The sequence below is a fragment of the Paenibacillus sp. J31TS4 genome (assembly GCF_018403265.1).
Lineage (GTDB): Bacteria > Bacillota > Bacilli > Paenibacillales > NBRC-103111 > J31TS4.
Genome location: NZ_BOSI01000001.1, coordinates 2,282,059 through 2,305,941 on the forward strand (window position 1 = coordinate 2,282,059; position 23,883 = coordinate 2,305,941).

Here is a 23,883-nt window from a genome sequence, read left to right on the forward strand (position 1 = left end):
CTAATAAACTCGAAATAAATCTAGGAATGCGGTATAATTTCGTCAGGATTGCCCTGTGCGGCCAAGGATCAAAGAGGTGAACGAACAATGACCGGAAACGTCGGCTGGATCATCATAGTTTGGGGCTTCTTCCTGCTCGTGTTCATGAGCATCGGGGGCTTCTTCATGTTCCGCAAATTTATAAAGGTACTGCCGAAGCAGGACGGCATGTCCAAGCTGGACTGGCAGAACCATTACGTCGAGAAATCCCGCCATCTGTGGACGGACGAGACGAAGGAGATGCTCGAGAAGCTCGTCTCGCCGGTGCCGGCCCCGTTCCGCGACATCGCCCGCCATTCCATCGCCGCCAAGATCGGCGAGGTGGCGCTGGAGAGCGGCGAGGACAACGTCACCACCGCTCACTGCATCGAAGGCTACATCCGCGCCACGCCGGCGCGGGATTACCGGAGCCTCGTCAGCTTTCTCGAGAAGCAGCAGATCGACTATACACCCTACAAGCATCTGCTGAACAAGTAAGTCTGCCCGCTCCCCCCTCCTCCCGGCCGTCGCCGGCTTCCGAGCCGGCATACGTGTAAGACCGGGAATTTCTGCAGCGGACAGCAAACCGGCTGCGGCCTGCATGGGAATCGCTTCCCTGCGGACCGCAGCCGGTTTTGCGTTGCGAAGCATATAAGGGGTTCGGAATCGGCATAGGATTAAGGAACGTAAGGCTGGACGGGCCGCTTAGGCGGCCGTCGTCCAATGAAAGACGGACACGATCAAAGACAGCGCCAGCAGGACGGCGGGCAGCGCCGCCCGGACGAGCGGCTGTCTAAGACGGAGGACCGAGCCCCACAGGACAAGCGACGTCGTCGCGCCGAGCCATAGGCCCGCCAGCACGGCAACGGTCGGATTCCAGATGCCGGCAATCAGGCCGACTGCTCCGGCGAGCTCGGCGAGTCCTGCGGCATACCGGTGACGGGAACGGACAAGAACCGCACCCTCGGCCGCAGGCTCCGCCGCCAATTTGCTCAAGCCGGACAGCATGAAGCCGAGCGCGAGCAGACTTTGCAGAACCATCAGCAATTGATGCATGGGTGTCTCTCCTTTCGTCTACCAGATTCAATGTCTACCCTATGTTCCGGAATGGTGAGTCATTCCTCCAAGATGCTCCACGGCGTTCGCCGCCTCGACAAAAAAGGCTTTCCCCTGCCGCCGGCCGGCGTGCCCCGAGCGGGCTTCACCGGTTAGAACAAACGGGACGCCCGATCGGTGCGTCCCGTTCTTCTTGGCGGCAAAGCGGCGTGGGACAATGGTTAGCGGAAAGTATCCAAGGGGATATTCAACCCTGCACCCCACAGGCGAAACGGTCAGGCGCAGCCGGCCCGTCCGGCTGCGCTAGGCTCCTATTGGATGCTCGGGATAACCTTGATCTCGTCATATAAGGTCGGCAGCTTATGAAACGCCTGGTTGAAGGTGAAGATTCTTCGAATGCGGTATGTAAACATAACGACTGCCGTCACCGCTTCTCCGAGGGAGAACCGGAAATCCGGCACCTGGGACAGCAGATTCTTAGCCTCCTGCTCCAGCTGCCCGTTGCCCGAGATGAGGGCCAGGCGTCCGTTCGCGATCGCTTTCTCGATCGCGTTCAGGAAGTATTCGGCATGGGTGTAGCCGCAGTTGTCCCGCAGCCACTCGTGCGTATCGAAGACGATGTAGCTCGTCGTCAGGAAGCACCGGTCCAGATCATGCAGATCGAGGAAAAAGGAGCGTGCTTTGGCGTATTGCGGATCATCCGCGTTCATGAACGCCCGAAGGGCGCTTTCGTCGAGAAACACATGCTGTTCGTATTCCCATCTCTGCTCTTGGTTCATAGCGACTCCTCCACTCCCGTCCGTTCGGCCGCCGGCGCATGCGGCGCATGCGAGCGAAATGCCAGATCCGTCTCATGTTTGTCCGTCAGGGCGTCGAGCAAGAGCAGCGGATTCGCTTCCCGCTGGCGCTCGGTGATGGCCGGAGCCGTCCCCGTCTCGACGCGGTCCTCCAGCAGATTGCGGATCGCCTGGTTCAGCAGCTGCTGGACCGTCGTGTTCTGGCGCGCCGCCTTCTGGCGAAGCCTCTCATAGTCGTGCGGATCGAGCTCGATCGACGGCTCTTCTTCGGCCTCCGGCTTGTCGGAGACGAATTGCGTCGCGGATTGCTTGATTCGGTCGAAGCTTGTTTCGACATATTTTTTAAAGTTATTTTTCATAAGTGCATACCTCTGTCCTCGTAGTGGTTGGTTGCAACGCCTAGCGGATATGTACCAGTTCCTGCCGGGCCGTCCGGCTGCTCCCGCCATTCAAAGCGAATCCGCTCCGATTGGCTCCGGTCCGTCCGTTCCAAACAGACGCCGATCTTCACCGCATAGCCATTCCTCCCTTCGGCTGCCAGGCGGCGGGTTCCTCTCCATGATAACGAAAAGGGGCCGGGAAGCGCAAATGCCTCCTGCCTCCGGCGCCGGGGCGCGGACGGAAACGGACCGCTATCCGACGCTTATTACCCGAGCCGGGATGAATTGAAACGGGCCTCGCCTATCCCTATGCCTCGAAAGAACGATAAAAGAACTGCCCTTCGGGCAGAATAACCGCAAAATTCACCGAACGGAGGCGCTTCCCATGCTCCAGGCCGTCTGGCAGTACATCAAATTCCATTGGCTGTCCCTTGCCCTCTATCTGGGGGCGGCGCTCGCTCTGTACCGGGTGTTCGCCAGCAAAGAGGAACTCATGCTCTATCCGCCGGAGAAGGCGGACGACAGCCGGGACTGATCCAGGCCGGCAGACGGCGGTGCTTGTAACAGCTATTCGGAAACCGGTTGCCGATAGCGGGCGTCGCGGGGGCGGGAATTCCTTCCGCCGGGAGGGTTTCCCGTCCCATTGCGCCATAAGAGCTGCACGCCTCCTCCAAATTCCCTTTGGCGGTCCCGCACTCTTTGCAACGGGACGGGGACAAGCGTTACAATGGAAGGATGCCCGCTAGATGAATCCAATCGGAAAGGAGGCTGCTGCCATGATCCGAAGCGGACAACCCGGCGATGCGGAAGCGGTCATGCCGCTCTTGTTCGCCGCCATCGACGAAATTGCGTATCTGCTGACCGGCACCTCGAGCGAGGAGGACGCACTAGGAGCGATGAGCGAGCTGTTCGCCGAGCCGGCCAACCGGTTGAGCTGGGAGAATACGCTCGTCTACGAGGCGGAAGGCCGCGCCGTCGGCTTCGCCCTCTGCTACGACGGCGGGCGGGTGGACGAGCTCGATCGCCCGCTGCTCGCCCGCCTGGAAGCCGCCGGCGTAAGCCCCGGCCACCAGTTCCCGCGGGAGACGCGGCCCGGCGAATACTACCTCGATTCGCTCGCCGTTGCGCCCGCGTATCAGGGACGGGGCATCGCCCGCGAGCTGATGGCCGCCTTCGAGGCCGAGGCGGGACGTCTCGGCTTTGAGCGGGCAGCGCTCATCGTCGAGCAGCACAACGAGCGCGCCAGACGGCTGTACGAGAAGCAGGGCTACCGCGTGGACGGCCAAGTGGAGCTTGCCGGCCACCGGTACGACCATATGACGAAGCGCGTCTAGCCACGTCGGGACAGTCCCTGCCGCGCGAAGCTACTTCGCTGTTTTCGGCGTCCCCATTGAAGTGGTCAACCCTATACCCCGCATACAGCAACGCCAGCCGGGGGCTCCCTTACGGAGCCCCGGCTGGCGTTGTTCGGTATAGCGGCAAGCCCCTCTCGGGCAGCTTGCTCGGTGTTCCTCCCGGCGGGGAGATCCCCGACCCGGTCTGACGGCGCGCGTCCTCTCTCTATAGAGAGAGCGGAGGGCCTTCCCTCAGCGCCTCTGGAAGCAAGTTATGCTATGCGGCTAGTGCGGGGCCGGCGCTTAAGCCTGCAGCGCTTTGCTCGCGATATCGGTCCGGCAGTGCTTGCCCTCGAAGCGGATTTTGTCCGCCTCCGCATAAGCCGCCTGCCGGGCCTCCGCTATGTCGCGCCCCCGGCCGACGACGCCGAGCACCCGCCCGCCGTCGGTCACGATCTCCCCGTCCTTGCGGGCGGTGCCCGCGTGGAAGACGAGCGCGTCCTTCACTTCGGCCAGGCCGGTGATCGGCAGCCCCTTCGGATAGGACTCCGGATACCCGCCGGAGGCGAGAATGACGCAGACGGCCGCCTCGTCGCTCCAGCGGATGTCAAGGTCGCCGAGCGTTCCGTCCAGCGTGGCGAGCACGATCTCGAGCAGATCGGTCTCGAGACGCGGCAGCAGCACCTGGGTCTCCGGGTCGCCGAACCGGGCGTTGAATTCGATCGTCTTGGGCCCCTGCTCGGTCAGCATGAGACCCGCGTAGAGGACGCCGCGGAACGGACGCCCTTCCTTGACCATCGCCTCGGCGGTCGGCTTCACGATCGTCTCGATTGCTTCCTCCACGACCGACGCCGGGATATGGGGCACCGGAGAATAGGTGCCCATGCCGCCCGTGTTGGGCCCCTTGTCTCCGTCGTAGACCTGCTTGTGGTCCTGCGACGGCACCATCGGCCGCACGACTGTGCCGTCGACAAACGACAGGAGCGACATTTCCTGGCCGGTCAGAAATTCCTCGATGACGACGCGGCTGCCCGAGCGGCCGAACCGCCCGTCGACCATGATGCCCCGCAGCCCTTCCTCGGCCTCCTCGAGCGTCTGGGCGACGATGACGCCCTTGCCGGCCGCGAGCCCGTCCGCTTTGATGACGATCGGCAGCGGCTGGCTGCGCACATAAGCGAGCGCCTGCTCGTAATCGTCGAACGCCTCGTAGGCGGCCGTCGGGATGTTATAGGTTTTGAGCAGCTGCTTGGAGAACACCTTGCTGCCCTCAATCTCCGCCGCATTGCGCCGCGGCCCGTAGGCGCGGATGCCCCGTTCCTCGAGATAGTCGACAATCCCTTCGGACAGCGGATCGTCGGGCCCGACGAAGACGAGGTCGATCTCCTCCCGCTTGGCGAACGCCGCCAGCTCCTCGAACTGGTTCTCGGCGATGGCGACGCATTCCGCCAGCTGCGCGATGCCGGCGTTGCCCGGCGCGCAGTACAGCTTCCCGATACGCGGGCTCCGCGACAGCGCCCATACGATCGCATGCTCCCGGCCTCCCCGGCCGATGACTAATACCCGCATGATGGCCTCCTCTATCCTTCGCTTATAGGTGGTACGTCTAGTGCTTGAAATGGCGGATGCCGGTCATGATCATGGCGATGCCGTATTCGTTCGCCACCTTGATCGACTCCTCGTCCTTGATCGAACCTCCAGGCTGGATGACCGCCGTGACGCCGGCTTTGGCCGCCATCTCGAGCGTATCGCCCATCGGGAAGAATGCGTCGGAGGCAAGCACCGCTCCGTGCACCTTGTCTCCCGCCTGCTCGATGGCGATTTTGGCCGCGCCTACCCGGTTCATCTGACCGGCGCCGACGCCGATCGTCATGTCGTCCTTGGCAAGCACGATCGCGTTCGACTTGACGTGCTTGACGACTTTCCAGGCGAACAGCAGCTGTTTCAGTTCCTCTTCCGTCGGCTGGCGGTCGGTGATGACGTTCAGATGGTCCTCGCCGATCTGGAACGTATCCTTGTCCTGCACGAGAACGCCTCCCTCGACGGCCGTGACTAGCAGGTCCTCGTTCTTCTTCACCGGTGCTTCGCCCAGCTTCAGCACGCGCAGGTTCTTTTTCTTCTTCAGAATCTCGAGCGCCTCCGGCTCATAATCTGGCGCCAGGACGATCTCCAGGAACAGCTCGGCCAGCTTGGCTGCCGTTTCTTTGTCGACGGTCCGGTTCGCCGCGATGATGCCGCCGAAGATCGAGACGGGGTCAGCGTCAAACGCTTTTTGGTACGCTTCGGCGATCGTCTCGCCAATTCCCACGCCGCAAGGATTCATATGCTTGACGGCGACGACGGCCGGCTCGGTGAATTCCTTCACAATTTGCAGGGCCGCGTTCGCATCGTTGATGTTGTTGTAGGACAGCTCTTTTCCGTTCAGCTGCTCGGCGGTGGTGATGTTGCCTTCGTTCGCGAGCGGACGGCGGTAGAAGGCGGCCTTCTGATGCGGGTTCTCGCCGTAGCGGAGATTCTGCACCTTCTCGTAGGTGACCGTGTATTTCTCCGGCATGAGATCGCCTACCTGCTTGGACAGGTAATCGCCGATCAACGCGTCGTAGGCGGCCGTGTGCCGGAATACTTTGGCGGCGAGCCATTTGCGGGTGTCGAGCGTCGTGTCCCCGTCCTGCCCGATCTCCTCGATGACGCGGGCATAATCGGCCGCATCAACGACGACCGTGACGAACGCATGGTTCTTGGCCGCAGAGCGGAGCATGGTCGGCCCCCCGATATCGATGTTCTCGATCGCTTCCTCGTAGGTAACGTCGAACTTGGCGATCGTCTGGGCGAACGGATACAGATTGACGACGACGAGATCGATGTAGTCCAGCCCTTGCTCCTTCAGCTGCCGAGTATGCTCCTCGTTGTCCCGGACGGCGAGAAGTCCGCTGTGTACGGCGGGATGGAGCGTCTTGACGCGGCCGTCCATGATCTCCGGGAAGCCGGTCACTTCCGAAATGTTCGTGACGGCGATTCCCTTGTCCTTCAGCAGGCTGTACGTTCCGCCGGTCGAAATGATCTGGACGCCCTTGGCGGCCAGCGCCTCCGCGAACTCGACAATGCCTGTTTTATCCGATACGCTGATTAACGCTCTGCGAATGCTCATCTGAATTTCCCCCTTCAGTGTCTGCCTACCACGTACCTTACCTTAATGCTTCTGCACGACGCAACCGGCGGCCCTTCTCACGGCCCCCCGGCTCCGCCCTGCCGCCGCTCGCGCGGCAGCCGCCCAGACTTCCCATCCGCCGAAAAGCCTCCCGGCCGGTCCTCCCGTTGGTTAAGCCTCCGGAACGATCCGGACGCGGCGGCCCTCCAGACGGACGCGCCCCTCGGCGATCACGCGGACCGCCTCGCCGTACAGCACATGCTCAACCGCGTGCACCCGCTCGGCGAGCGTCTCCGCCGTATCGTCCTCGGCGATCGGAATCGCGCGCTGGGCGATAATCGGGCCGGTGTCCATCCCGCCGTCCACGTAATGGACGGTGACGCCCGTCACCTTGGCCCCGTGGGCGAGCGCCTGACCGAGCGCGTCCAGCCCCGGGAACGCTGGCAGGAGGGACGGATGGACATTGACGATCCGGTTCTCGTAGGGTGTGAGCAGCGTTTCCGTCAGGAGCCGCATGTACCCGGCGAGCACGACGAGCTCTACGCCGCGGCTCTCGAGCTCCCGGACGATGTCCGCCTCGTACGCGGCGCGGGACGGATAGTCCTTTGGCCGGAAGACGAAGGACGGAATCCCGGCCTCCCGAGCCCGCTCTACGACACGCGCCTGCGGCTTGTCGCAGACGAGGAGAGCGATCTCCGCCCCGCCCAGCCTGCCTGCCGCGGCCGCATCCGCGAGCGCCTGAAAATTAGAGCCGTCTCCGGATGCGAAGACGGCGATCGGAAACGGACGGGTCATGCCGGCCCACCGGCCAAAGTCACTTCCTGCGAGCCTTCGGTGATGCGGCCGATCCGGTAAGCCTGCTCACCCAGCCCCTCGGCAATGCGAAGCACCTCTTCCGCATCCTCCTCGGCGATCACGAGCACGAGGCCGATTCCCATGTTGAACGTGCGGTACAGGTCGTCCTGCGTCAGGCCCCCGTCCCGCTCCATCAGACGGAATACCGGCAGTACCGGCCAGCTCCCCAGCTCGATCTCCGCGTTCACGCCTTCCGGAAGCACCCGCGGGATGTTCTCGAGGAAGCCGCCTCCCGTAATGTGCGCCATCCCCTTGATGCCCACTTGCTGAAGAAGAGCGAGTACGGATTTGACGTAAATCCGCGTCGGCTCAAGCAGCACGTCGCCGAGCTTGGCCCCGCCGAGCGCCTCGAGCGGCTCATCCAGCCGGTACCCCTTCTCCTCGAGCAAAAGACGGCGGACGAGCGAAAAGCCGTTGCTGTGCACGCCACTGGACGCGAATCCGATCACGGCGTCTCCCGGACGAATCGTGCTGCCGTCGATGATCTTGGCCTTGTCGACGATGCCGACCGTGAAGCCGGCGATATCATACTCGCCGTCCTGGTACATGCCCGGCATCTCGGCGGTCTCTCCGCCGATGAGGGCGCAGCCGGCCTGCTCGCAGCCATCGGCGATGCCCTTGACGACTGCTTCGATCTTCTCCGGCACGATCCGGCCGCTGGCCAGATAATCGAGGAAGAACAGCGGCTCCGCTCCCTGTACGACGATGTCGTTCACGCACATGGCGACCGCGTCGATCCCGATCGTATCGTGCTTATCCATCGCGAAGGCCAGCTTCAGCTTGGTGCCGACGCCGTCCGTACCGGAGACCAGCACCGGCTCCTCATATTTGCTCTTGTCCAGCCCGAACAGCGCTCCGAACCCGCCAAGGCCCGTCAGCACCTCCGGCCGGAAGGTGCGCTTAACATGCTTCTTCATCCGTTCGACCGCTTCGTTCCCTGCCGCAATATCGACTCCCGCTTGCTTGTACGCCTCTGACAATGGGTACCCTCCTCGTCTATTTCCCTGGTTAACCTTATGCCGGATAAACCATTCCTACCGTTAACAGCCGCAGCCCGACGCACTTCCGTAATCGACCCGGGTCGGATAATCGTTGTCGAAGCAGCCCGTGCACATTCCGCCGTTGTACTCGCCGGCCGGGCGCCCGAGCGCCTCCATGAGGCCCGCCTTGCTCAAAAAATGCAGCGAATCGGCATGGATGGCCTTCCGAATCTCCTCCACCGACTTGCTCGACGCGATCAGCTCCTCGCGGCTCGGCGTATCGATGCCGTAGAAGCACGGGTTCATGTAAGGCGGAGAAGTGATCCGCACATGCACCTCAGCGGCCCCCGCCTCGCGCAGCATGTTGACGATGCGCAAGCTCGTCGTGCCCCGGACGATGGAATCGTCGAGCATGACGACCCGCTTGCCCTCGACGACTTTGCGGACCGCGCTCAGCTTCATTTTGACGCCGCGTTCCCGCAGCTCCTGGCTCGGCTGGATGAACGTGCGCCCGGTGTAGCGGTTCTTGATCAGGCCGAGCTCGTACGGAATGCCAGTCTGCTCGGCGTAGCCGATGGCGGCCGAAATGCTGGAATCCGGCACCCCGGTGACGACGTCGGCGTCGATGAACGCCTCCATCGCGAGCTGGCGGCCCATATTCTTGCGCGCCGTATGAAGATTGACCGCATCAAGATCGCTGTCGGGGCGGGAAAAATAAATGTACTCCATCGCGCACAGCGCCCGGCGCTCCATGACGGCGAAGCGGCTTTCCTTCATCGTGCCCCCGTCGAACGCGAGCAGCTCGCCGGGCTCAATGTCGCGGACGTAGGCCGCGCCGACCGTCTCGAAAGCGCACGTCTCCGAGGCGAAGACGTACGCGTCGCCGAGACGCCCCATAACGAGGGGCCGGAGGCCGTGCGCGTCACGGGCGACGAACAGCTTGTCGTTCACCATGATGAGGAACGCGAAGCCGCCGACAATCCGCTTGAGCGCCTCCTCAACCGCCTCCTCGACCGAAGACTGGCGGGAACGCGCGATGAGGTGAATGACGACCTCCGTATCGCTCGTCGTCTGGAAAATCGAGCCCTCGCGCTCCAGCTCCTCGCGGATCTCTCCCGCGTTCACGATGTTGCCGTTGGTCGCGATCGCCAGGTCGCCGCCCCGGTACTTGAAGACGAGCGGCTGCGCGTTTTGCAGCCGGCTCGCCCCGGAGGTCGAATAGCGAACGTGCCCGATGGCCGTTGAGCCCTTGAGCGAGTCGATCCGATCCTGGTCGAACACTTCCTTGACGAGGCCCATGTCGCGGTGGTAGTAGAACTCGCTGCCGTCGGTCGTGCAGATGCCGGCGCTCTCCTCGCCGCGATGCTGAAGGGCATGCAGGCCGAAGAAGGACAGCGCAGCCGCCTCCGGATGCCCGTAGACGCCGAACACTCCGCATTCTTCCTTCAGCTTGTCGAAGCCCGCCTCTATGCCTTCGTTATAGTAGCTGCCCTGCCACAGCGGGCTCGGGCTTATACGTTCATGAGACATGGGATCGCATCCTTCCAAATTCGGGTCAGCTCATCGACCGGCGACCGGAGGATCTCCTCTCCGTTCACTTGGACGGCCAGCTCGCTGCCTTGGACGGCGCCGATTCTGCGTACCGGCACGCCATGGGTCCGGAGCAGCTCCGTGAGCTCCTCCGCCTTGTCCGGCGAAGCGCTCAGCAGAATGCGCGACTGGCTCTCGCTGAACAGCGCCTGATCGGCGCGAAGCTCTGTGTCGAGCGACACGGAAGCGCCCAGCTGGCCGCTCATGCAGCACTCCGCCAGCGCTACGGCGAGGCCGCCCTCGGACAGATCGTGCGCCGAGCTGACGAGCCCGCCGCGGATCGCCTCGAGAACGCCGTCCAGAAGGCGCTTCTCCACCGCCAGATCAAGCTGCGGCGGGCGTCCTTCGACCCGGCCGAGCACGACCGACTGGAACTCGCTGCCGCCGAGCTCGGCCTTGGTGTCGCCGAGCAGCAGGATGACGTCGCCCTCGCGCTTGAAGCTCTGCGTCGTAATATGGTCGATGTCGGTCAAGAGGCCGACCATACCGACGACCGGCGTAGGATAGATCGCACCCTTGGCGTTCTCGTTGTACAGGCTCACGTTGCCGCCGATGACCGGCGCGTTCAGCTCACGGCACGCCTCGGCCATCCCGTCGACGGCCTTTTCGAGCTGCCAAAAGATCTCCGGCTTCTCCGGGCTGCCGAAATTCAGGTTGTCGGTAATCGCCAGCGGCTCAGCGCCGGAGCAGACGATGTTGCGCGCCGCCTCGCTGACGGCGATCCGTCCGCCGACCTCGGGATCGAGGTAGACGAAGCGTCCGTTGCAGTCGGTCGTCATGGCCAGCGCCTTGCGTGTCCCCGGCACGGTCACGACAGCCGCATCCGAGCCCGGCCGTACGGCGGTGCTGGTACGGACCATGTAATCGTACTGGTTGTAAACCCATTCCTTGCTCGCCACGGTCGGCGAAGCGAGAACCTGCTTGAGCGCACCGAGCACATCGGTCGTTTCCGGGTAAGCAGCCGTGTCAACGGAAGCGCCTGCGCGGTAATACTCAGGCTCGCGGGACGGCTTGTGGTACATCGGCACCTCATCCACGAGTGCGGTAACCGGCATGTCGCCGACCACCTCGCCGCGGTGAACGAGCCGCAGCCTGCCGTCGTCGGTTACTTTGCCGACCTTGGCGCAGTGCAGGCCCCAGCGTTCGAAGATCGCCTTGGCCTGGCCTTCGTGCTCCGGCTTGACGACGAACAGCATCCGCTCCTGCGATTCCGACAGCATCATCTCGTAAGGGGTCATACCCTCCTCGCGCTGCGGAACCTCGTCGAGATACAGCTCCATGCCGTTGCCCGCCTTGCTCGCCATCTCGGCGCTCGAGCAGGTGAGACCCGCTGCGCCCATATCCTGAATGCCGACGACGATGCCGGAGTCGATCAGCTCGAGGCACGCCTCCAGCACCAGCTTCTCCATGAACGGATCGCCGACCTGGACCGCGGTCCGCTTCGCTTCCGACTCTTCCGAAATTTCTTCGGATGCGAACGTCGCGCCGTGAATGCCGTCGCGTCCCGTCGCTGGTCCGACGTAGAAGACCGGGTTGCCGACGCCCTGGGCGACGCCCTTCTGGATTTTGTCATGATCGATGAGGCCGACGCACATCGCGTTGACGAGCGGGTTGCCCTCGTAGCTCTCGTCGAACATGATCTCGCCGCCGACAGTCGGAATACCGATGCAGTTGCCGTAGCCGGCAATGCCTCCGACGACGTTCTCGAACAGGTAGTTCACGCGGCTGCCGCCGAGCTTGCCGAATCGCAGCGAGTTCAGGAGAGCGACCGGGCGCGCGCCCATCGAGAAGATGTCGCGGATAATGCCGCCGACGCCGGTGGCTGCGCCTTGGTACGGCTCGACCGCGGACGGGTGGTTGTGGCTCTCGATTTTGAACACGACTGCCTGGTTGTCTCCGATGTCGACGATCCCGGCGCCTTCGCCAGGACCCATCAGAACGCGGGGGCCGGTCACTGGGAACTTTTTCAGCACGACCTTGGAGTTCTTGTAGGAACAGTGCTCCGACCACATAACGCTGAACACGCCGATCTCCACATAGTTCGGCTTACGGCCGAGGAAGCCGCAGATTTTGCCGTATTCCTCGTCGGTTACGCCCATCTGCTTGTAGAGCTGCTGCTCGGCGATCTGTTCGGCGTTCGGTTCTTTAGCGGACAGCTGCTGCGTCATGTTGATCCCTCCAAGTCTTGAGAATCGATGTGAACATCCGTTTGCCGTCCTCCGAGCCGAGCAGCTCGTGAACCGCACGCTCCGGGTGCGGCATCATGCCGAGAATCCGGCCGTCCGCACTGCAGATGCCGGCGATGTCGTCGACCGAGCCGTTCGGGTTGCCGGCATACCGGAACACGATCCGGTTCGTCTCCTGAAGCTCCTTGAGCGTCTCCTCGTCGCAGTAGTAGTTGCCTTCGCCGTGGGCGATCGGAATGTCGATCACTTCGCCCTCTTTGTAATCGGACGTGAACGGTGTGTTCGCGTTGGCGACAACAAGCGGCGTCTGATGGCAGAGAAACTTGAGCGACCGGTTGCGCAGCAGCGCTCCCGGCAGAAGGCGCGCCTCCGTCAAAATTTGGAACCCATTGCAGATGCCCAAAATATACTTACCCTGTTTGGCCGCCTCGCTGAGCGCGCCCATGACGGGTGCGAACTGGGCGATCGCGCCGCACCGAAGGTAGTCGCCGTAGGAGAAGCCCCCCGGCACGATGATGCAATCATACTTCGACAGGTCCGTCTCCGTATGCCAGACGTAGTCGACCTTCTGACCGATCGTTTCCTCGACCGCTTTATAACAATCCAGGTCACAGTTGGAGCCCGGAAATACAAGAACCGCAAAGTTCATGGTGAGAACCCTCCCTCAAGTGCTTGCCTGCGCCCTATCCGGCAGCCGGCTCTAGTTCAGCTCGAACCGGTAATCCTCTACAACCGTGTTGGCAAGCAGCTTCTCGCACATCGCCTTCAGCTGCTCCTCCGCTTCGCCGCGGTCGTCGGTGTTCAGTTCCACTTCCAGATACTTGCCGATGCGGACCTTGCTCACGTCCGAGAATCCCATCGCATGCAGCGATCCCTGTACGGCGTTGCCCTGGGGATCCAACACGCTTTCCTTAATCGTTACGTATACGGTCGCTTTGATCATTGCCCATCGTCCTCCTAATGGCTTCTGTACGTTCCGATGCGGCGGGTGGCCGCTCCGGTTGCCCTCTCTCCTGCTGCCGCGTCATGTTCTCTCCGCAGTCTCGGCGGGGGATGTCCCCGGTTCCTGCTGGTCCTGCTCCTCCGGACGCCGGTCCGGCTCCCTAACTTCCTGCCGGCGCCTGTATCTATCTATCTACCTAACTATGTGTCTAGCGCTGCTCCGTGAGCCTCCGCCAAATGTCCCGGTACCTCTCCGAAGTCGCGGTGACGACGTCGTCCGGCAGCGGCGCCGGCTCGCTGTTTTTGTCCCAGCCTGAGCCCGCCAGGTACGTCCGGACCGGTTCCTTGTCCATGCTGTCGATCTCGATGTCCAGCGCGTAGTTTTCCTTCGCCCAGAAGCGCGACGAATCAGGCGTGAACACCTCGTCGATCAGGATGACTTGGCCGTCCAGCAGGCCGAATTCGAACTTCGTGTCGGCGAGGAGAATGCCGCGCTTGTCGCAGTAGTCCCGGGCGAAGGCGTACAGCTTGACGCTGCGCTCCGCCAGCTCCTCCGTCAGCTCGGCGCCGACGAGTTCCTTCATTCGGGCGATCGGAATGTCCTCGTCATGCCCGACGTCGTTTTTGGCCGCCGGCGTGAAGATCGGTTCCTCTAGCTTGGCGTTCTTCCGCAGCCCCTCGGGCAGCTGGTGGCCGTTGACCTCTCCCGTCTGCTCGTACTGCCGCCAGCCGCCCCCGGTCAGGTACCCCCGGACGACGCACTCGATATCGATGCGCTCGGCCTTGCGGGTGACCATGATCCGGTCCCGGAGACGGTCCGGCTCGGTGACGAGGTCTCCGAGCCGCTCCACATCCGTATGCACGACATGGTTGGGCTGGAGCTCCTTGGTCAGATCGAACCAGAACCGGCTCAGCTGGTTCAGCACCTCGCCCTTGTGCGGAACGGCCGGCTTCAGCACGTAATCGAACGCCGAGATGCGGTCGGTCACGACAATGAGGTAATGCTCTCCTAGATCGTACAGCTCGCGCACCTTGCCCTTATAGAGCAGCGGTGCTTTGACCAGATCGACAGCCGTTTCCAGCGCGGTTGATGTCGTCACGGTTTCGCCTCCCCGAAATGTTCTGTCTCCTTGCCGCTATCCTATCCGCTTAAGCCCAGCCGGCGGAAAATCGTATCCACATGCTTCAGATGCCAGCTCGGATCGAAGCAGTCGGCGATCTCATCCATGCTCAGCTCCTCGCGGATGGCCGGGTCGTTCTCGACGATGTCGCGGAACGAGCGCTGCTGCTCCCACGCCTGCATCGCCTTCGGCTGCACGGTGTCGTATGCCTTTTCCCGGCTCCAGCCCTTGTCGATCAGCTTGGTCATGACGCGGCCCGAGAACGGTACGCCGTACGTGGACTGCATATTGCGCTTCATGTTCTCCGGGAACACGGTCAGGTTCTTCACGATGTTGCCGAACCGGTTCAGCATGTAGTTCAGCAGGGTCGTGGCGTCCGGCAGGATGATGCGCTCAACCGAGGAGTGCGAGATGTCACGCTCGTGCCAAAGTGTCACGTTCTCGTAAGCCGACACCATATGGCCGCGGATGACGCGGGACAAGCCGCTGATGCTCTCGCAGCCGATCGGGTTGCGCTTATGCGGCATCGCCGACGAACCTTTTTGGCCTTTCGCGAACGGCTCTTCGACCTCGCGGAACTCGCTCTTCTGCAGGGCGCGGATCTCGGTGGCGAATTTGTCGAGCGAGGTGGCGATCAGCGCCAGCGTCGCCATGTATTCCGCATGCCGGTCGCGCTGCAGCGTCTGGGTCGAGATCGGCGCCGGCTTGGTGCCGAGTTTGCCGCACACATATTCCTCGATGAACGGGTCGATGTTGGCGTAGGTGCCGACGGCGCCCGAGATTTTGCCGTACTGGACACCGTCCGCCGCGAACTTGAACCGCTCGAGGTTCCGCTTCATCTCTTCGTGCCACAGCGCCATCTTCAGTCCGAACGTCGTCGGCTCCGCATGGACGCCGTGCGTGCGGCCCATCATCGGGGTATCCTTGTAGGCGATCGCCTTATCCCGCAAAATCCCGATGAACCGCTCGAGGTCCTTCTCGAGAATCGCGTTCGCCTGAAGAAGCAGATAGCCAAGCGCCGTGTCGACGACGTCGGTGGAGGTCAGCCCGTAGTGCACCCACTTGCGTTCCTCCCCGAGCGATTCGGATACGGCACGGGTGAACGCGATGACATCGTGGCGGGTTTCCTGCTCGATCTCGTAGATCCGGTCAATGTCGAAGCGGGCGTTCTCCCGCAGCTTGGCTACGTCCTCCTTCGGAATGACGCCGAGCTCGCTCCAGGCTTCGCAGGAGAGAACCTCCACTTCCAGCCAGGCTTGAAATTTGTTCTGTTCGGTCCAGATGGCCGCCATCTCCGGGCGGGTGTAACGTTCGATCATATCGGGTAGTCCCTCCGTCAGTAGTAATTTTGCCGGCTCCGGCGCGCTGTGCACTTCTTGAGAAAAGATACCTCCCGCAGCGCCTGTCCGGTCCTTCTCTTCTATTATCCTGCCGGCTCTCGGGTCTGTCTATCAGTCCCGCCGGCGATTCGTCCGTTTCGTCCGCCTGCGTATCCGGATTACCGGCTCCGGTCCCGCCAAATGCCCGTCCGCTCGACCCAGGCGAGTGCCTCCTCCGTCCGTGCGGCCAGCAGATTGACGTGGCCCATCTTGCGGCCGGTCTTCGCTTCCCGCTTCCCGTACAGATGGACCTTGACCGCCACGTCCGGCGTCTCCTCCGACTGCTTCCCCAGCCATTCGAGCAGCGGCTCGACATGCTGGCCGAGCACGTTGACCATAACGACCGGAGTCATCAGCTCCGTCGACCCGAGCGGCAGGTTGCAGATCGCCCGCACATGCTGCTCGAACTGCGACGTCTTGCATGCCTCCATCGTGTAATGGCCGGAGTTGTGCGGCCTCGGCGCCAGCTCGTTCACGTACAGCGTGCCGTCCGCGGTCTGGAACAGCTCAACCGCGAGCAGGCCGACGACGCCGAGCGCTTCGGCGATGCGGGCCGCCATCTGCTCCGCCCGGGCGAGCACATCGCCCGGTGCCGCGGCGGGCACGATAGAGAGATGAAGAATGTTGTCCACGTGGACGTTCTCCGCGGCGGGGAACGTCCTCACCTCGCCGCGCGGGCTCCGCGCCGCGATGACCGACAGCTCGCGCTCGAAGCGGATGAACTGCTCGAGCACCAGCTCGGTTCCGGCCCGGCTCAGCTCCTCGTAGGCGGCTTCCGCTTCCTTCTCCGCCCGGATGACCCACTGCCCTTTGCCGTCGTAGCCGCCGGTCGCAGTCTTGAGCACGCATGGTGTGCCGAAGCGTCCGACGGCTTCCCTGAGCTCCTCCAGGCTGCGGATCTCGGCGTAAGGCGCAACCTGCACGCCCGCCGCCTCGATCGCCCGCTTCTCGCGGAGCCGATGCTGCGTCGTGTAGAGCAGCCGGCTGCCCTGCGGCACGTACGAGGCGCTCTCGAGCATGGCCGCCACCCCGGCGTCCACGTTCTCGAACTCGTACGTGATGACGTCCGACAGCCGCGCCAGCTCCTCTGCCGCAGCCTGGTCCGTGTAGGCCGCCGTCAGCTGGCGGTCGGCCACCTGGCCGCATGGGCTGTCGGCGGTCGGCTCCAGCGTCACGAAGCGGTAGCCCATGGCGCGCCCGGCCAGCGCCAGCATCCGGCCGAGCTGGCCGCCGCCCAGCACGCCGATCGTGCTGCCCGGCAGAATCGTCCGGCTGTCCGCCGCCTTCACTCCGCTTTCCCGCTCAGCCGCTCTCTCCGCCCGGCTCATTGCGGCTCCCCGCTTTCGAGCACGGACCGGCTGATGCGGTCCCGGCGCTCCTGGACGCGGCGCTGCAGCTCCGGATCGGTGACGCCGAGCAGCTGGGCCGCGAGCAGGCCGGCGTTCGTTGCGCCCGCCTTGCCGATGGCTACCGTCGCAACCGGAATGCCTCCCGGCATCTGGACAATCGAGAGGAGCGAATCGAGGCCGTTCAAGGCCGCCGACTGGACCGGCACCCCGATGACCGGCAGCACCGTCTTGGCTGCGACCATACCCGGCAGATGGGCCGCGCCGCCGGCGCCGGCGATGATGACACCAAGCCCGCGGGCAATCGCCGACTCCGCATAGTCGAACATCAAATCCGGCGTCCGGTGCGCCGACACGATCCGCTTCTCATAGGGCACCTCCAACTCCTCCAGCACCTCGCAAGCATGCTTCATCGTTTCCCAGTCCGACTGGCTTCCCATGATCACTCCGACCTTGGCTGTCATTGGCCTCTCTCCTGTTCCTGGTTAAGTGCGGTTCCGCTAGCTTCGGATGCGATCCGCCTGTTCCGCCATGCCCGGAGAGTCTCCGGACAAACAGAAAAAGGCCGCGAACCATCCCCTATATCGACGGACAATCGAGTCTTCCATGCCCCCTCCGGCGACAATCGGCCGAAGAGGCAGGAAAGAAGGGCGGCTGCGGCCTTTCCTTCACGGCATTTCCGACTCGTAGTCCAAAACTTTACGGCTTTTGGGTAGAGACTGTCGGGCCATATCCCCGACGATATACGAGTCATATTTTGCTGTAGGTATCCGATAATTCTTCGTTTGCCTCTTTATAATAGCAGGAGATCCCATGCTATGTCAACAAAAGACGAACATTATAAAATTGTTCCTTCATTAAAGTTCGTTTTTTATCCATTTGCGCTTCCGTTCCCGCTCGTACCCGTTCGTCCTCGTACTTCCTTACCCATTCGGAGGCTATCTGGCAAGCAGAAGCTCGGCAAGCCGCCGCTTGAGCGCCTGTTCGCTCAGCAGCTTGGCCCAATAGAGCCGCGCTTCTTTCATCACCGCCTCGAGCTGCGCCAGCGAGAGATTCAGCTCGGTGATGAGCCGGAATGTATCCGTCCGCTCCTCGAACATCCGAAAATGCGGAGGGCGCTCCGGGTGCCCGGGACTCTCCGATTCCGCCGCCTCCCGAACGGCAGGCAGACTGAACGTTAGCTGGCCGATCTCAGCCTGGGTCCGGTCCGATACCAGATAATCGACGAGCGTCCGGGACGCGACCTTCTCTTCGCTCCGTCCATTCACCGCCAGCCCGATCGTCATGAGAATGGTCTTGTCCTCTCGGCCGCCCGGAAGAGGCGCCACGTCGAACCGGACCCCCGAACCCCGCAGCCGGTTGAGGGCAAAGTAGGAAGTCATAATAACCGACACCTTACCCTCCCGGAACAGCTCCTCGGCATCGGCATCACTGCCCGACAGATAGGTCGGGAACGTATCCCGCGCATAAATCATGGACCGGCACAGCTTCAGCCCTTCGACGATTCTTTCCACCGCTTCTGCGGCCCCGTCCGCGCTTCCGTCCCAGCGCATGCCGTTCTGCAGCAGAAAGACCGGCCAGCGGTTGATGGACAACAGGAAAAAATAAAACCCGAACCGCTCGTTCTCCACGGTCAGCCGGGAAGCGAGCCGGATCAAGGTGTGCCATTCCATCGGCTCTCGGGGCCAGCGCACCTTTTTCTCCGCAAGATGGTCCAGGTTGTAGCAGAGAATCAGGGGGCTGAAGACAAAGGGCCGCGCGTAGGCCGCCCCTTCCTGCCGAAAAGCTTCGGACAGAAACGGAAAGATCCGTTCGTCCGGCTCGAGCGGCTCCAGCATCGCGAGACTGCCCTGGCTTCGGAACCGTTCGTAATTGTTGTAGTTCATGGTCACGACATCCAGCAGCCCCGCCTCCATATACTCGGTCACGGTCTCGTGGTAGTTATGGAAAGAGATGGGGAGCGGCTGTACCCGAATTCCCGGATGAGCCGCGTGGAACCCGTCGAGCAGCCGCTCCATCTCCACGTCGCTTTCAAGCGTAGAGTGGTACCCGAACCGGATCCGGACCGGCTGGCCGGAGGGCGGGACCTGGACCCGGTTGCCGACGCGAGGCAGCTTCTGGATCAGCCCTTCCGCCACAAGCTCCTCAAGTCCGGCCCGCACCAGCTTGTTGCTCAATTGAAAGTGGACGGCCAGCTCCCGCTCGGACGGCAAAAACTCCCCGTCCCGGCGCTGCCCCGTCAAAATCTCGCCCCGGAGCGTCCGGATCATGTCGTCCAGCCGCCGGCGAAACGTTTTGCGGCTCTGCTTTTCGTTCCCTCTGCCCTTGTTTCCTGCTTCCATTCGTCTCCTCCTGATGGATGACTCCGCGCCGGGCAGCATCCGTTCCTTGCATCCTTTGCCGGCCTGTCCAGCCGCAACCTCCCCTGCTACTAGACAGGCCGCCGATTGTACTTCCAAGATACCGGACGCCGACCGGAGATTCAAGCAACCCGGATCCGCAAACGATTCCAACTATTTGGAATAGTTGGAAATCTGTGATTGACTCTGTCACTCATCCTACATACAATCAGGATGTGAGTCAGATGTACATCACAATTATCCTTGATAGGAGTGAGTTCTGTATGTCCTGGTACCGTCGATGGATGTTTTCCGCCGTCTCGCTCGCCCTGGTCACCTCTCTGCTTCCGCTTGGCGGCGGCAGCGCTTCCGCCGCCGAAGAACCGCCGCCTCCGGCCGTCTTCAATCCGGGCTTCGAGGAAGCCGACGGCCTATCCGGCTGGACGCGGTCGTTCGGCGTCGGCATTGCCGAGAATACTGCCGTAGCATCTACTGCCGAGAAGTATGAAGGAGCAAGAAGCCTGCTGCTGGACGACCGCAGCGCCGTGCACCCGCTCGGCATGGAAAGCACCCCGTTTGCCGTCACGCCCGCCGCGGGCTATTCGGTGTCCGCGATGATGAAAGTTGAAACCGGTTCCATGGCGCTGTATATCCGTTTCTTCGATGCGAACGGAACCAAAATCGGGGAAGCCGCCAACTGGCTGACCCCCACCGACGGAGCCTGGGCCAAAAACGCTGTGTCCGCCGTCGTCCCGGACAAAGCCGTTACCGGCACGGTCCTGCTGTACTCCTCGGGGGCCGGGGTAACCCGCGGCTACGCGGATGCCGTCGGCATTGAGCCGAATCGCACAGGCACCTTTGAACGAATCGGCGGCATCGTTAAGGGAATGATCAATGAGGACTCTGCGATCGGCAGCGAGAACGGCAAGCCCGTCCTCTATTCGGTCTTCAAAGGCCGGGGAGAGACGCCGACCGTCTTCGCGGTCATCGACGCCCTGAGCCGGGAAGTACTCGGCACCTATCCGATGCCGGGCGTGGAGGCAGCCTGGGGCGTGAAGGTGGCGACCGACGGCCAGGTCTACATCGGCACGCATTACAACGGCGGCTTGTACCGGTACAATCCCGGCACCAAGCAGTTCGATTACTTAGGCCAGTTCGGCAGCGAAACCCACGTGTTCTCCATGGTAGCTGGACCGAACGGCAAAATCTTCGCGGGCACGTACCCCGGGGGCCGTCTGTACGAATACGATCCGGCTGCCGGAGCGATCCAGGACCTCGGCCGTCCGGATCCGGAGGAGAAATATTTGCGCTCCCTCGCCTACGATGCGGAGCGGAATGTCCTGTACGCCGGCGCCGGAGGGACGAAGAGCCGGATCTACAAGATCGGTCCCGACGGCTCGAAGAAGGGGCTGCTCTCCACGCTCATTCCCGGAGGCGGCGACTCCTACGCTTGGCCTTACGGTATGGATTTCGAGGAGGACCGATTGTTCGTCAAATTCAGCAACGGCGATTTGCTCGTCGTCCGCCCGGACGATACCATCGACTACTACGACCCCGCAGGCATGGACATCCATTCCGGCCAAGTCGCCGCGATTCCGGGCCAACCCGGCCGCGTCCTCTTCACCCTAGGCGCTAATTTCTATGCCTATGATTCGGCCTCCCGCTCGTCGGAGCTCGTGGCGAAGGTCGAAGGGGGCGTGAACTTCCAAGACGGTCGGTTCGTCGACCTGCAGAGTCCGGAGTGGCCCGGACAAACGTTCGTCGGCCTCGGCTCTTACGGCAATGTGATGTATTACAACCAGGATACGGGCCGGACCGCCGTGCAGCCCGTCCAATACGAGGGCGCTCCGATTCTTATTCAGAGCATTCATCAAGGGACCGAGGGCAAGATCTATGCAGCCGGTTACATGTCCGGCTTCACGTCCTACGATCCCGCCACCGGCGCCGTGTCGGAGACGAATCCTCTCGGACAGATCGAATCCTCCGCCATTCGGAACGGCAAACTGCTGCTCGGCGCCTACGCTGGCGGCCGTGTTCTCGAATACGACCCGAACCAGCCCTTCTCTGCGCAAAATCCCCGCCAGCTATTCGATCTTCGCGCTTACGACCAGGACCGTCCGTTCGCCATGGTCTATGACGAGGAACACGACCGGCTGTTTGTCGGAACCGTTCCCAACACGACCTCGCTGCAGGGAGCGCTCGCCATGTATGACTTTGCCACTGGCCGGCTGGAGGTATTCCGCAATCTGGCCCTGAACCAGAGCGTCATCTCGCTCGCATACAAGGACGGCCTCGTTTACGTCGGCACGACCGTCTACGGCGGGCTCGGCACAAGCGGACCGACCGAGACGAACGCCAAGCTGGTCGTGTTCGACCCGGCTACGAAACGCAAGGTGTTTGAGACCATTCCGGTTTCGGGTCGCAAAGGCGTCACCGGTCTCACCATCGCTCCGGACGGCTCCCTGTGGGGGGTAGCCGAGGATATGATCTTCAAATTCGATACCGCTTCACGTAAGGTCGTCTCCAAAATTGCCAAGTTGAGAAGATACAGCGCCAGCGGGACCACCTGGACGTGGGGCTTCCTGAGATTCGCACCCGACGGCAATCTGTATGGTACGTCCCGCGGCCAATTCTTCATGGTTAAGCCGGAGACGCTCGAGTTCGTCATGCTGAACGGAAGCTACGGAAACTACTTGAATATCGACGCGTCCGGCCACCTGTATTTCTCGGACAACGACACGACGCTGTGGAAATATACGCCGCCCGGCATGGAGCCGGCTGACGAGGCGCCTCCGGTCACGACGGCTTCTCTCCAGCCGTCGGAACCGAATGGTGAGAACGGCTGGCACACCGTTCCCGTGACAGTCCAGCTCGAAGCCACCGATGACCGTTCCGGCGTAACCGAGACGGTCTACAGCCTAGACCAGGGCGCCAGCTGGCAGCGCTACACCTCGCCTCTTGCGTTTACGCAGGACGGAGTTTATGCCGTGCAATATCGTTCTTCCGATCAGGCCGGCCACACGGAAGACGCCCGCACGCTTGCGTTTCGGCTTGACCGCACGCCGCCTGTGATCACTGTAGCCTCCCCTGTCTCGGGTGTACACCCCGATAGCGAAGAGCTCGATGTACAGGTCGAAGCGACTGACGAGCAAGCCGGCGTCGATGCCGGTTTGCTGCGGATCACGCTTGACGGCCAGCCTGTGCAGCCGGGAGAGAAGCTCTCCCTTTATCTTCTCCCGCTAGGGACCCATACCTTGCATGTCACCGCCGTCGATCTGGCAGGCAATCGCAGGGAATCGACTGCAACTTTTGAAACGCGGGCCACCCAAGAGAGTCTCCTCGCTCTTCTCGCCCGTTTCGGCCAGTCCGGACAGGTGAGCCAGCCCGGCATCCTGAACAGCCTGGTCAAAAAAGCCGAGCATGCCGATTGGGCTGCCCTCGTTCATGAGGTCGAGGCACTGAGCGGCAAGCAAGTCGCCGCCGATGCCGCCTCGATCCTGCTGCGGGATGCCCGCGCGCTGCTGACGCCTTAACGCAGAAACGCCCCCTGTCCTTTGGATAATACTCCAAAGGCACAGGGGGCGTTCTTGTCGTTCCGCTGAGAGCCGTCTGAACAAATAAAAAAAGCACCCACCGGCTGCTGGGACCAGTGAGCACTTCTTCTCTTGGTTGGGTAAAACCAGGGTGGCTGCCCCTTCAAAACTGAACACGAGTGAGTAACAAACCGATATTTGTATCGCATCTCACCGATGCGGATACTCCATAGAAAGGAGGTGATCCAGCCGCACCTTCCGATACGGCTACCTTGTTACGACTTCACCCCAATCATCTACCCCACCTTCGGCGGCTGGCTCCTTGCGGTTACCTCACCGACTTCGGGTGTTGTAAACTCTCGTGGTGTGACGGGCGGTGTGTACAAGACCCGGGAACGTATTCACCGCGGCATGCTGATCCGCGATTACTAGCAATTCCGACTTCATGCAGGCGAGTTGCAGCCTGCAATCCGAACTGAGACCGGCTTTCTAAGATTCGCTCCACCTCGCGGTTTCGCTGCCCGTTGTACCGGCCATTGTAGTACGTGTGTAGCCCAGGTCATAAGGGGCATGATGATTTGACGTCATCCCCACCTTCCTCCGGTTTGTCACCGGCAGTCATCTCAGAGTGCCCAACTGAATGCTGGCAACTAAGATCAAGGGTTGCGCTCGTTGCGGGACTTAACCCAACATCTCACGACACGAGCTGACGACAACCATGCACCACCTGTCTCCCCTGTCCCGAAGGAAAGGCTCATCTCTGAACCGGTCAGGGGGATGTCAAGACCTGGTAAGGTTCTTCGCGTTGCTTCGAATTAAACCACATACTCCACTGCTTGTGCGGGTCCCCGTCAATTCCTTTGAGTTTCAGTCTTGCGACCG

20 protein-coding genes, 1 rRNA gene and 1 riboswitch are annotated in these 23,883 nt (G+C 62.2%); of the genes, 4 read left to right on the plus strand and 17 right to left on the minus strand.

The genetic code is table 11. The annotated features are described in order from the left end of the window. Positions 1-87 precede the first annotated feature (87 nt). A complete protein-coding gene (locus KJS47_RS10735) occupies positions 88-516 on the plus strand; it encodes a DUF2621 family protein (protein ID WP_213524867.1) in 429 nt (142 codons plus the stop codon). 207 nt (positions 517-723) lie between these two features. Here the strand turns inward: KJS47_RS10735 and KJS47_RS10740 are convergent, their stop codons facing one another. The 3 genes from KJS47_RS10740 to KJS47_RS10750 all read right to left on the minus strand — a co-directional run bounded on the left by KJS47_RS10740 (position 724) and on the right by KJS47_RS10750 (position 2,230). Then, complete coding sequence (locus KJS47_RS10740; RefSeq protein ID WP_213524869.1) at positions 724-1,074, minus strand: DoxX family protein; 351 nt, start codon at positions 1,072-1,074, stop codon at positions 724-726. 311 nt (positions 1,075-1,385) lie between these two features. Further along, the gene (locus KJS47_RS10745) at positions 1,386-1,853 is read right to left on the minus strand and encodes a type II toxin-antitoxin system VapC family toxin (RefSeq protein ID WP_213524870.1); all 468 of its coding nucleotides are present in this window, start codon (positions 1,851-1,853) and stop codon (positions 1,386-1,388) included. After that, positions 1,850-2,230: a hypothetical protein gene (locus KJS47_RS10750; RefSeq protein ID WP_213524871.1), complete on the minus strand. Its 381-nt coding sequence runs from the start codon at positions 2,228-2,230 to the stop codon at positions 1,850-1,852. The genes KJS47_RS10745 and KJS47_RS10750 overlap by 4 nt, the downstream gene beginning before the upstream one ends. Positions 2,231-2,636: 406 nt before the next feature. Between KJS47_RS10750 and KJS47_RS10755 the strand changes: the two genes are divergently transcribed. Beyond that, on the plus strand, positions 2,637-2,786 hold the full coding sequence (locus KJS47_RS10755) for a hypothetical protein (protein ID WP_213524872.1): 150 nt from the start codon (positions 2,637-2,639) through the stop codon (positions 2,784-2,786). 211 nt (positions 2,787-2,997) lie between these two features. Then, positions 2,998-3,585: a GNAT family N-acetyltransferase gene (locus KJS47_RS10760; protein ID WP_249716247.1), complete on the plus strand. Its 588-nt coding sequence runs from the start codon at positions 2,998-3,000 to the stop codon at positions 3,583-3,585. Between the two features lie 303 nt (positions 3,586-3,888). Here the strand turns inward: KJS47_RS10760 and purD are convergent, their stop codons facing one another. The 13 genes from purD to KJS47_RS10825 form a co-directional block, all read right to left on the minus strand. Next, the gene (gene purD / locus KJS47_RS10765; RefSeq protein ID WP_213524873.1) at positions 3,889-5,151 is read right to left on the minus strand and encodes a phosphoribosylamine--glycine ligase; all 1,263 of its coding nucleotides are present in this window, start codon (positions 5,149-5,151) and stop codon (positions 3,889-3,891) included. 37 nt (positions 5,152-5,188) lie between these two features. Next, a complete protein-coding gene (gene purH / locus KJS47_RS10770; RefSeq protein ID WP_213524874.1) occupies positions 5,189-6,730 on the minus strand; it encodes a bifunctional phosphoribosylaminoimidazolecarboxamide formyltransferase/IMP cyclohydrolase in 1,542 nt (513 codons plus the stop codon). A gap of 171 nt (positions 6,731-6,901) precedes the next feature. Further along, complete coding sequence (gene purN / locus KJS47_RS10775) at positions 6,902-7,525, minus strand: phosphoribosylglycinamide formyltransferase (RefSeq protein WP_213524876.1); 624 nt, start codon at positions 7,523-7,525, stop codon at positions 6,902-6,904. Beyond that, positions 7,522-8,565 carry a phosphoribosylformylglycinamidine cyclo-ligase gene (gene purM / locus KJS47_RS10780; protein ID WP_213524877.1) on the minus strand — a complete coding sequence of 348 codons (1,044 nt, stop codon included), beginning with the start codon at positions 8,563-8,565 and terminating at the stop codon, positions 7,522-7,524. The genes purN and purM overlap by 4 nt, the downstream gene beginning before the upstream one ends. A 60-nt stretch (positions 8,566-8,625) precedes the next feature. Then, positions 8,626-10,095: an amidophosphoribosyltransferase gene (gene purF / locus KJS47_RS10785; protein WP_213524878.1), complete on the minus strand. Its 1,470-nt coding sequence runs from the start codon at positions 10,093-10,095 to the stop codon at positions 8,626-8,628. Beyond that, a complete protein-coding gene (gene purL, locus KJS47_RS10790) occupies positions 10,077-12,323 on the minus strand; it encodes a phosphoribosylformylglycinamidine synthase subunit PurL (RefSeq protein WP_213524879.1) in 2,247 nt (748 codons plus the stop codon). Before purL ends, purF begins: the two co-directional genes overlap by 19 nt. Beyond that, positions 12,301-12,990 (minus strand): phosphoribosylformylglycinamidine synthase subunit PurQ, encoded by a 690-nt coding sequence (purQ, locus tag KJS47_RS10795; protein WP_213524880.1) that lies wholly within the window; start codon positions 12,988-12,990, stop codon positions 12,301-12,303. The genes purL and purQ overlap by 23 nt, the downstream gene beginning before the upstream one ends. Before the next feature lie 51 nt (positions 12,991-13,041). After that, entirely contained in the window at positions 13,042-13,284 is a 243-nt protein-coding gene (gene purS / locus KJS47_RS10800) for a phosphoribosylformylglycinamidine synthase subunit PurS (protein WP_213524881.1), read from the minus strand. A 208-nt stretch (positions 13,285-13,492) separates the two neighbouring features. Then, the gene (locus KJS47_RS10805) at positions 13,493-14,383 is read right to left on the minus strand and encodes a phosphoribosylaminoimidazolesuccinocarboxamide synthase (protein ID WP_213524883.1); all 891 of its coding nucleotides are present in this window, start codon (positions 14,381-14,383) and stop codon (positions 13,493-13,495) included. Between the two features lie 41 nt (positions 14,384-14,424). Continuing rightward, entirely contained in the window at positions 14,425-15,723 is a 1,299-nt protein-coding gene (gene purB, locus KJS47_RS10810; protein ID WP_213524884.1) for an adenylosuccinate lyase, read from the minus strand. A 179-nt stretch (positions 15,724-15,902) separates the two neighbouring features. Beyond that, the gene (gene purK, locus KJS47_RS10815; protein WP_213524885.1) at positions 15,903-17,111 is read right to left on the minus strand and encodes a 5-(carboxyamino)imidazole ribonucleotide synthase; all 1,209 of its coding nucleotides are present in this window, start codon (positions 17,109-17,111) and stop codon (positions 15,903-15,905) included. Further along, complete coding sequence (purE, locus tag KJS47_RS10820; RefSeq protein ID WP_213524886.1) at positions 17,108-17,593, minus strand: 5-(carboxyamino)imidazole ribonucleotide mutase; 486 nt, start codon at positions 17,591-17,593, stop codon at positions 17,108-17,110. Before purE ends, purK begins: the two co-directional genes overlap by 4 nt. A gap of 203 nt (positions 17,594-17,796) precedes the next feature. Further along, a riboswitch (purine riboswitch) is annotated at positions 17,797-17,898 on the minus strand. A 169-nt stretch (positions 17,899-18,067) separates the two neighbouring features. After that, a complete protein-coding gene (locus tag KJS47_RS10825; protein ID WP_213524887.1) occupies positions 18,068-19,471 on the minus strand; it encodes an extracellular solute-binding protein in 1,404 nt (467 codons plus the stop codon). Positions 19,472-19,752: 281 nt separating this feature from the next. Here KJS47_RS10825 and KJS47_RS10830 point away from each other — a divergent pair, with 281 nt between their 5' ends. Further along, the gene (locus KJS47_RS10830) at positions 19,753-23,001 is read left to right on the plus strand and encodes an OmpL47-type beta-barrel domain-containing protein (protein WP_213524888.1); all 3,249 of its coding nucleotides are present in this window, start codon (positions 19,753-19,755) and stop codon (positions 22,999-23,001) included. 233 nt (positions 23,002-23,234) lie between these two features. Here the strand turns inward: KJS47_RS10830 and KJS47_RS10835 are convergent. After that, positions 23,235-23,883, minus strand: a 16S ribosomal RNA gene (locus KJS47_RS10835); the annotation flags it as partial.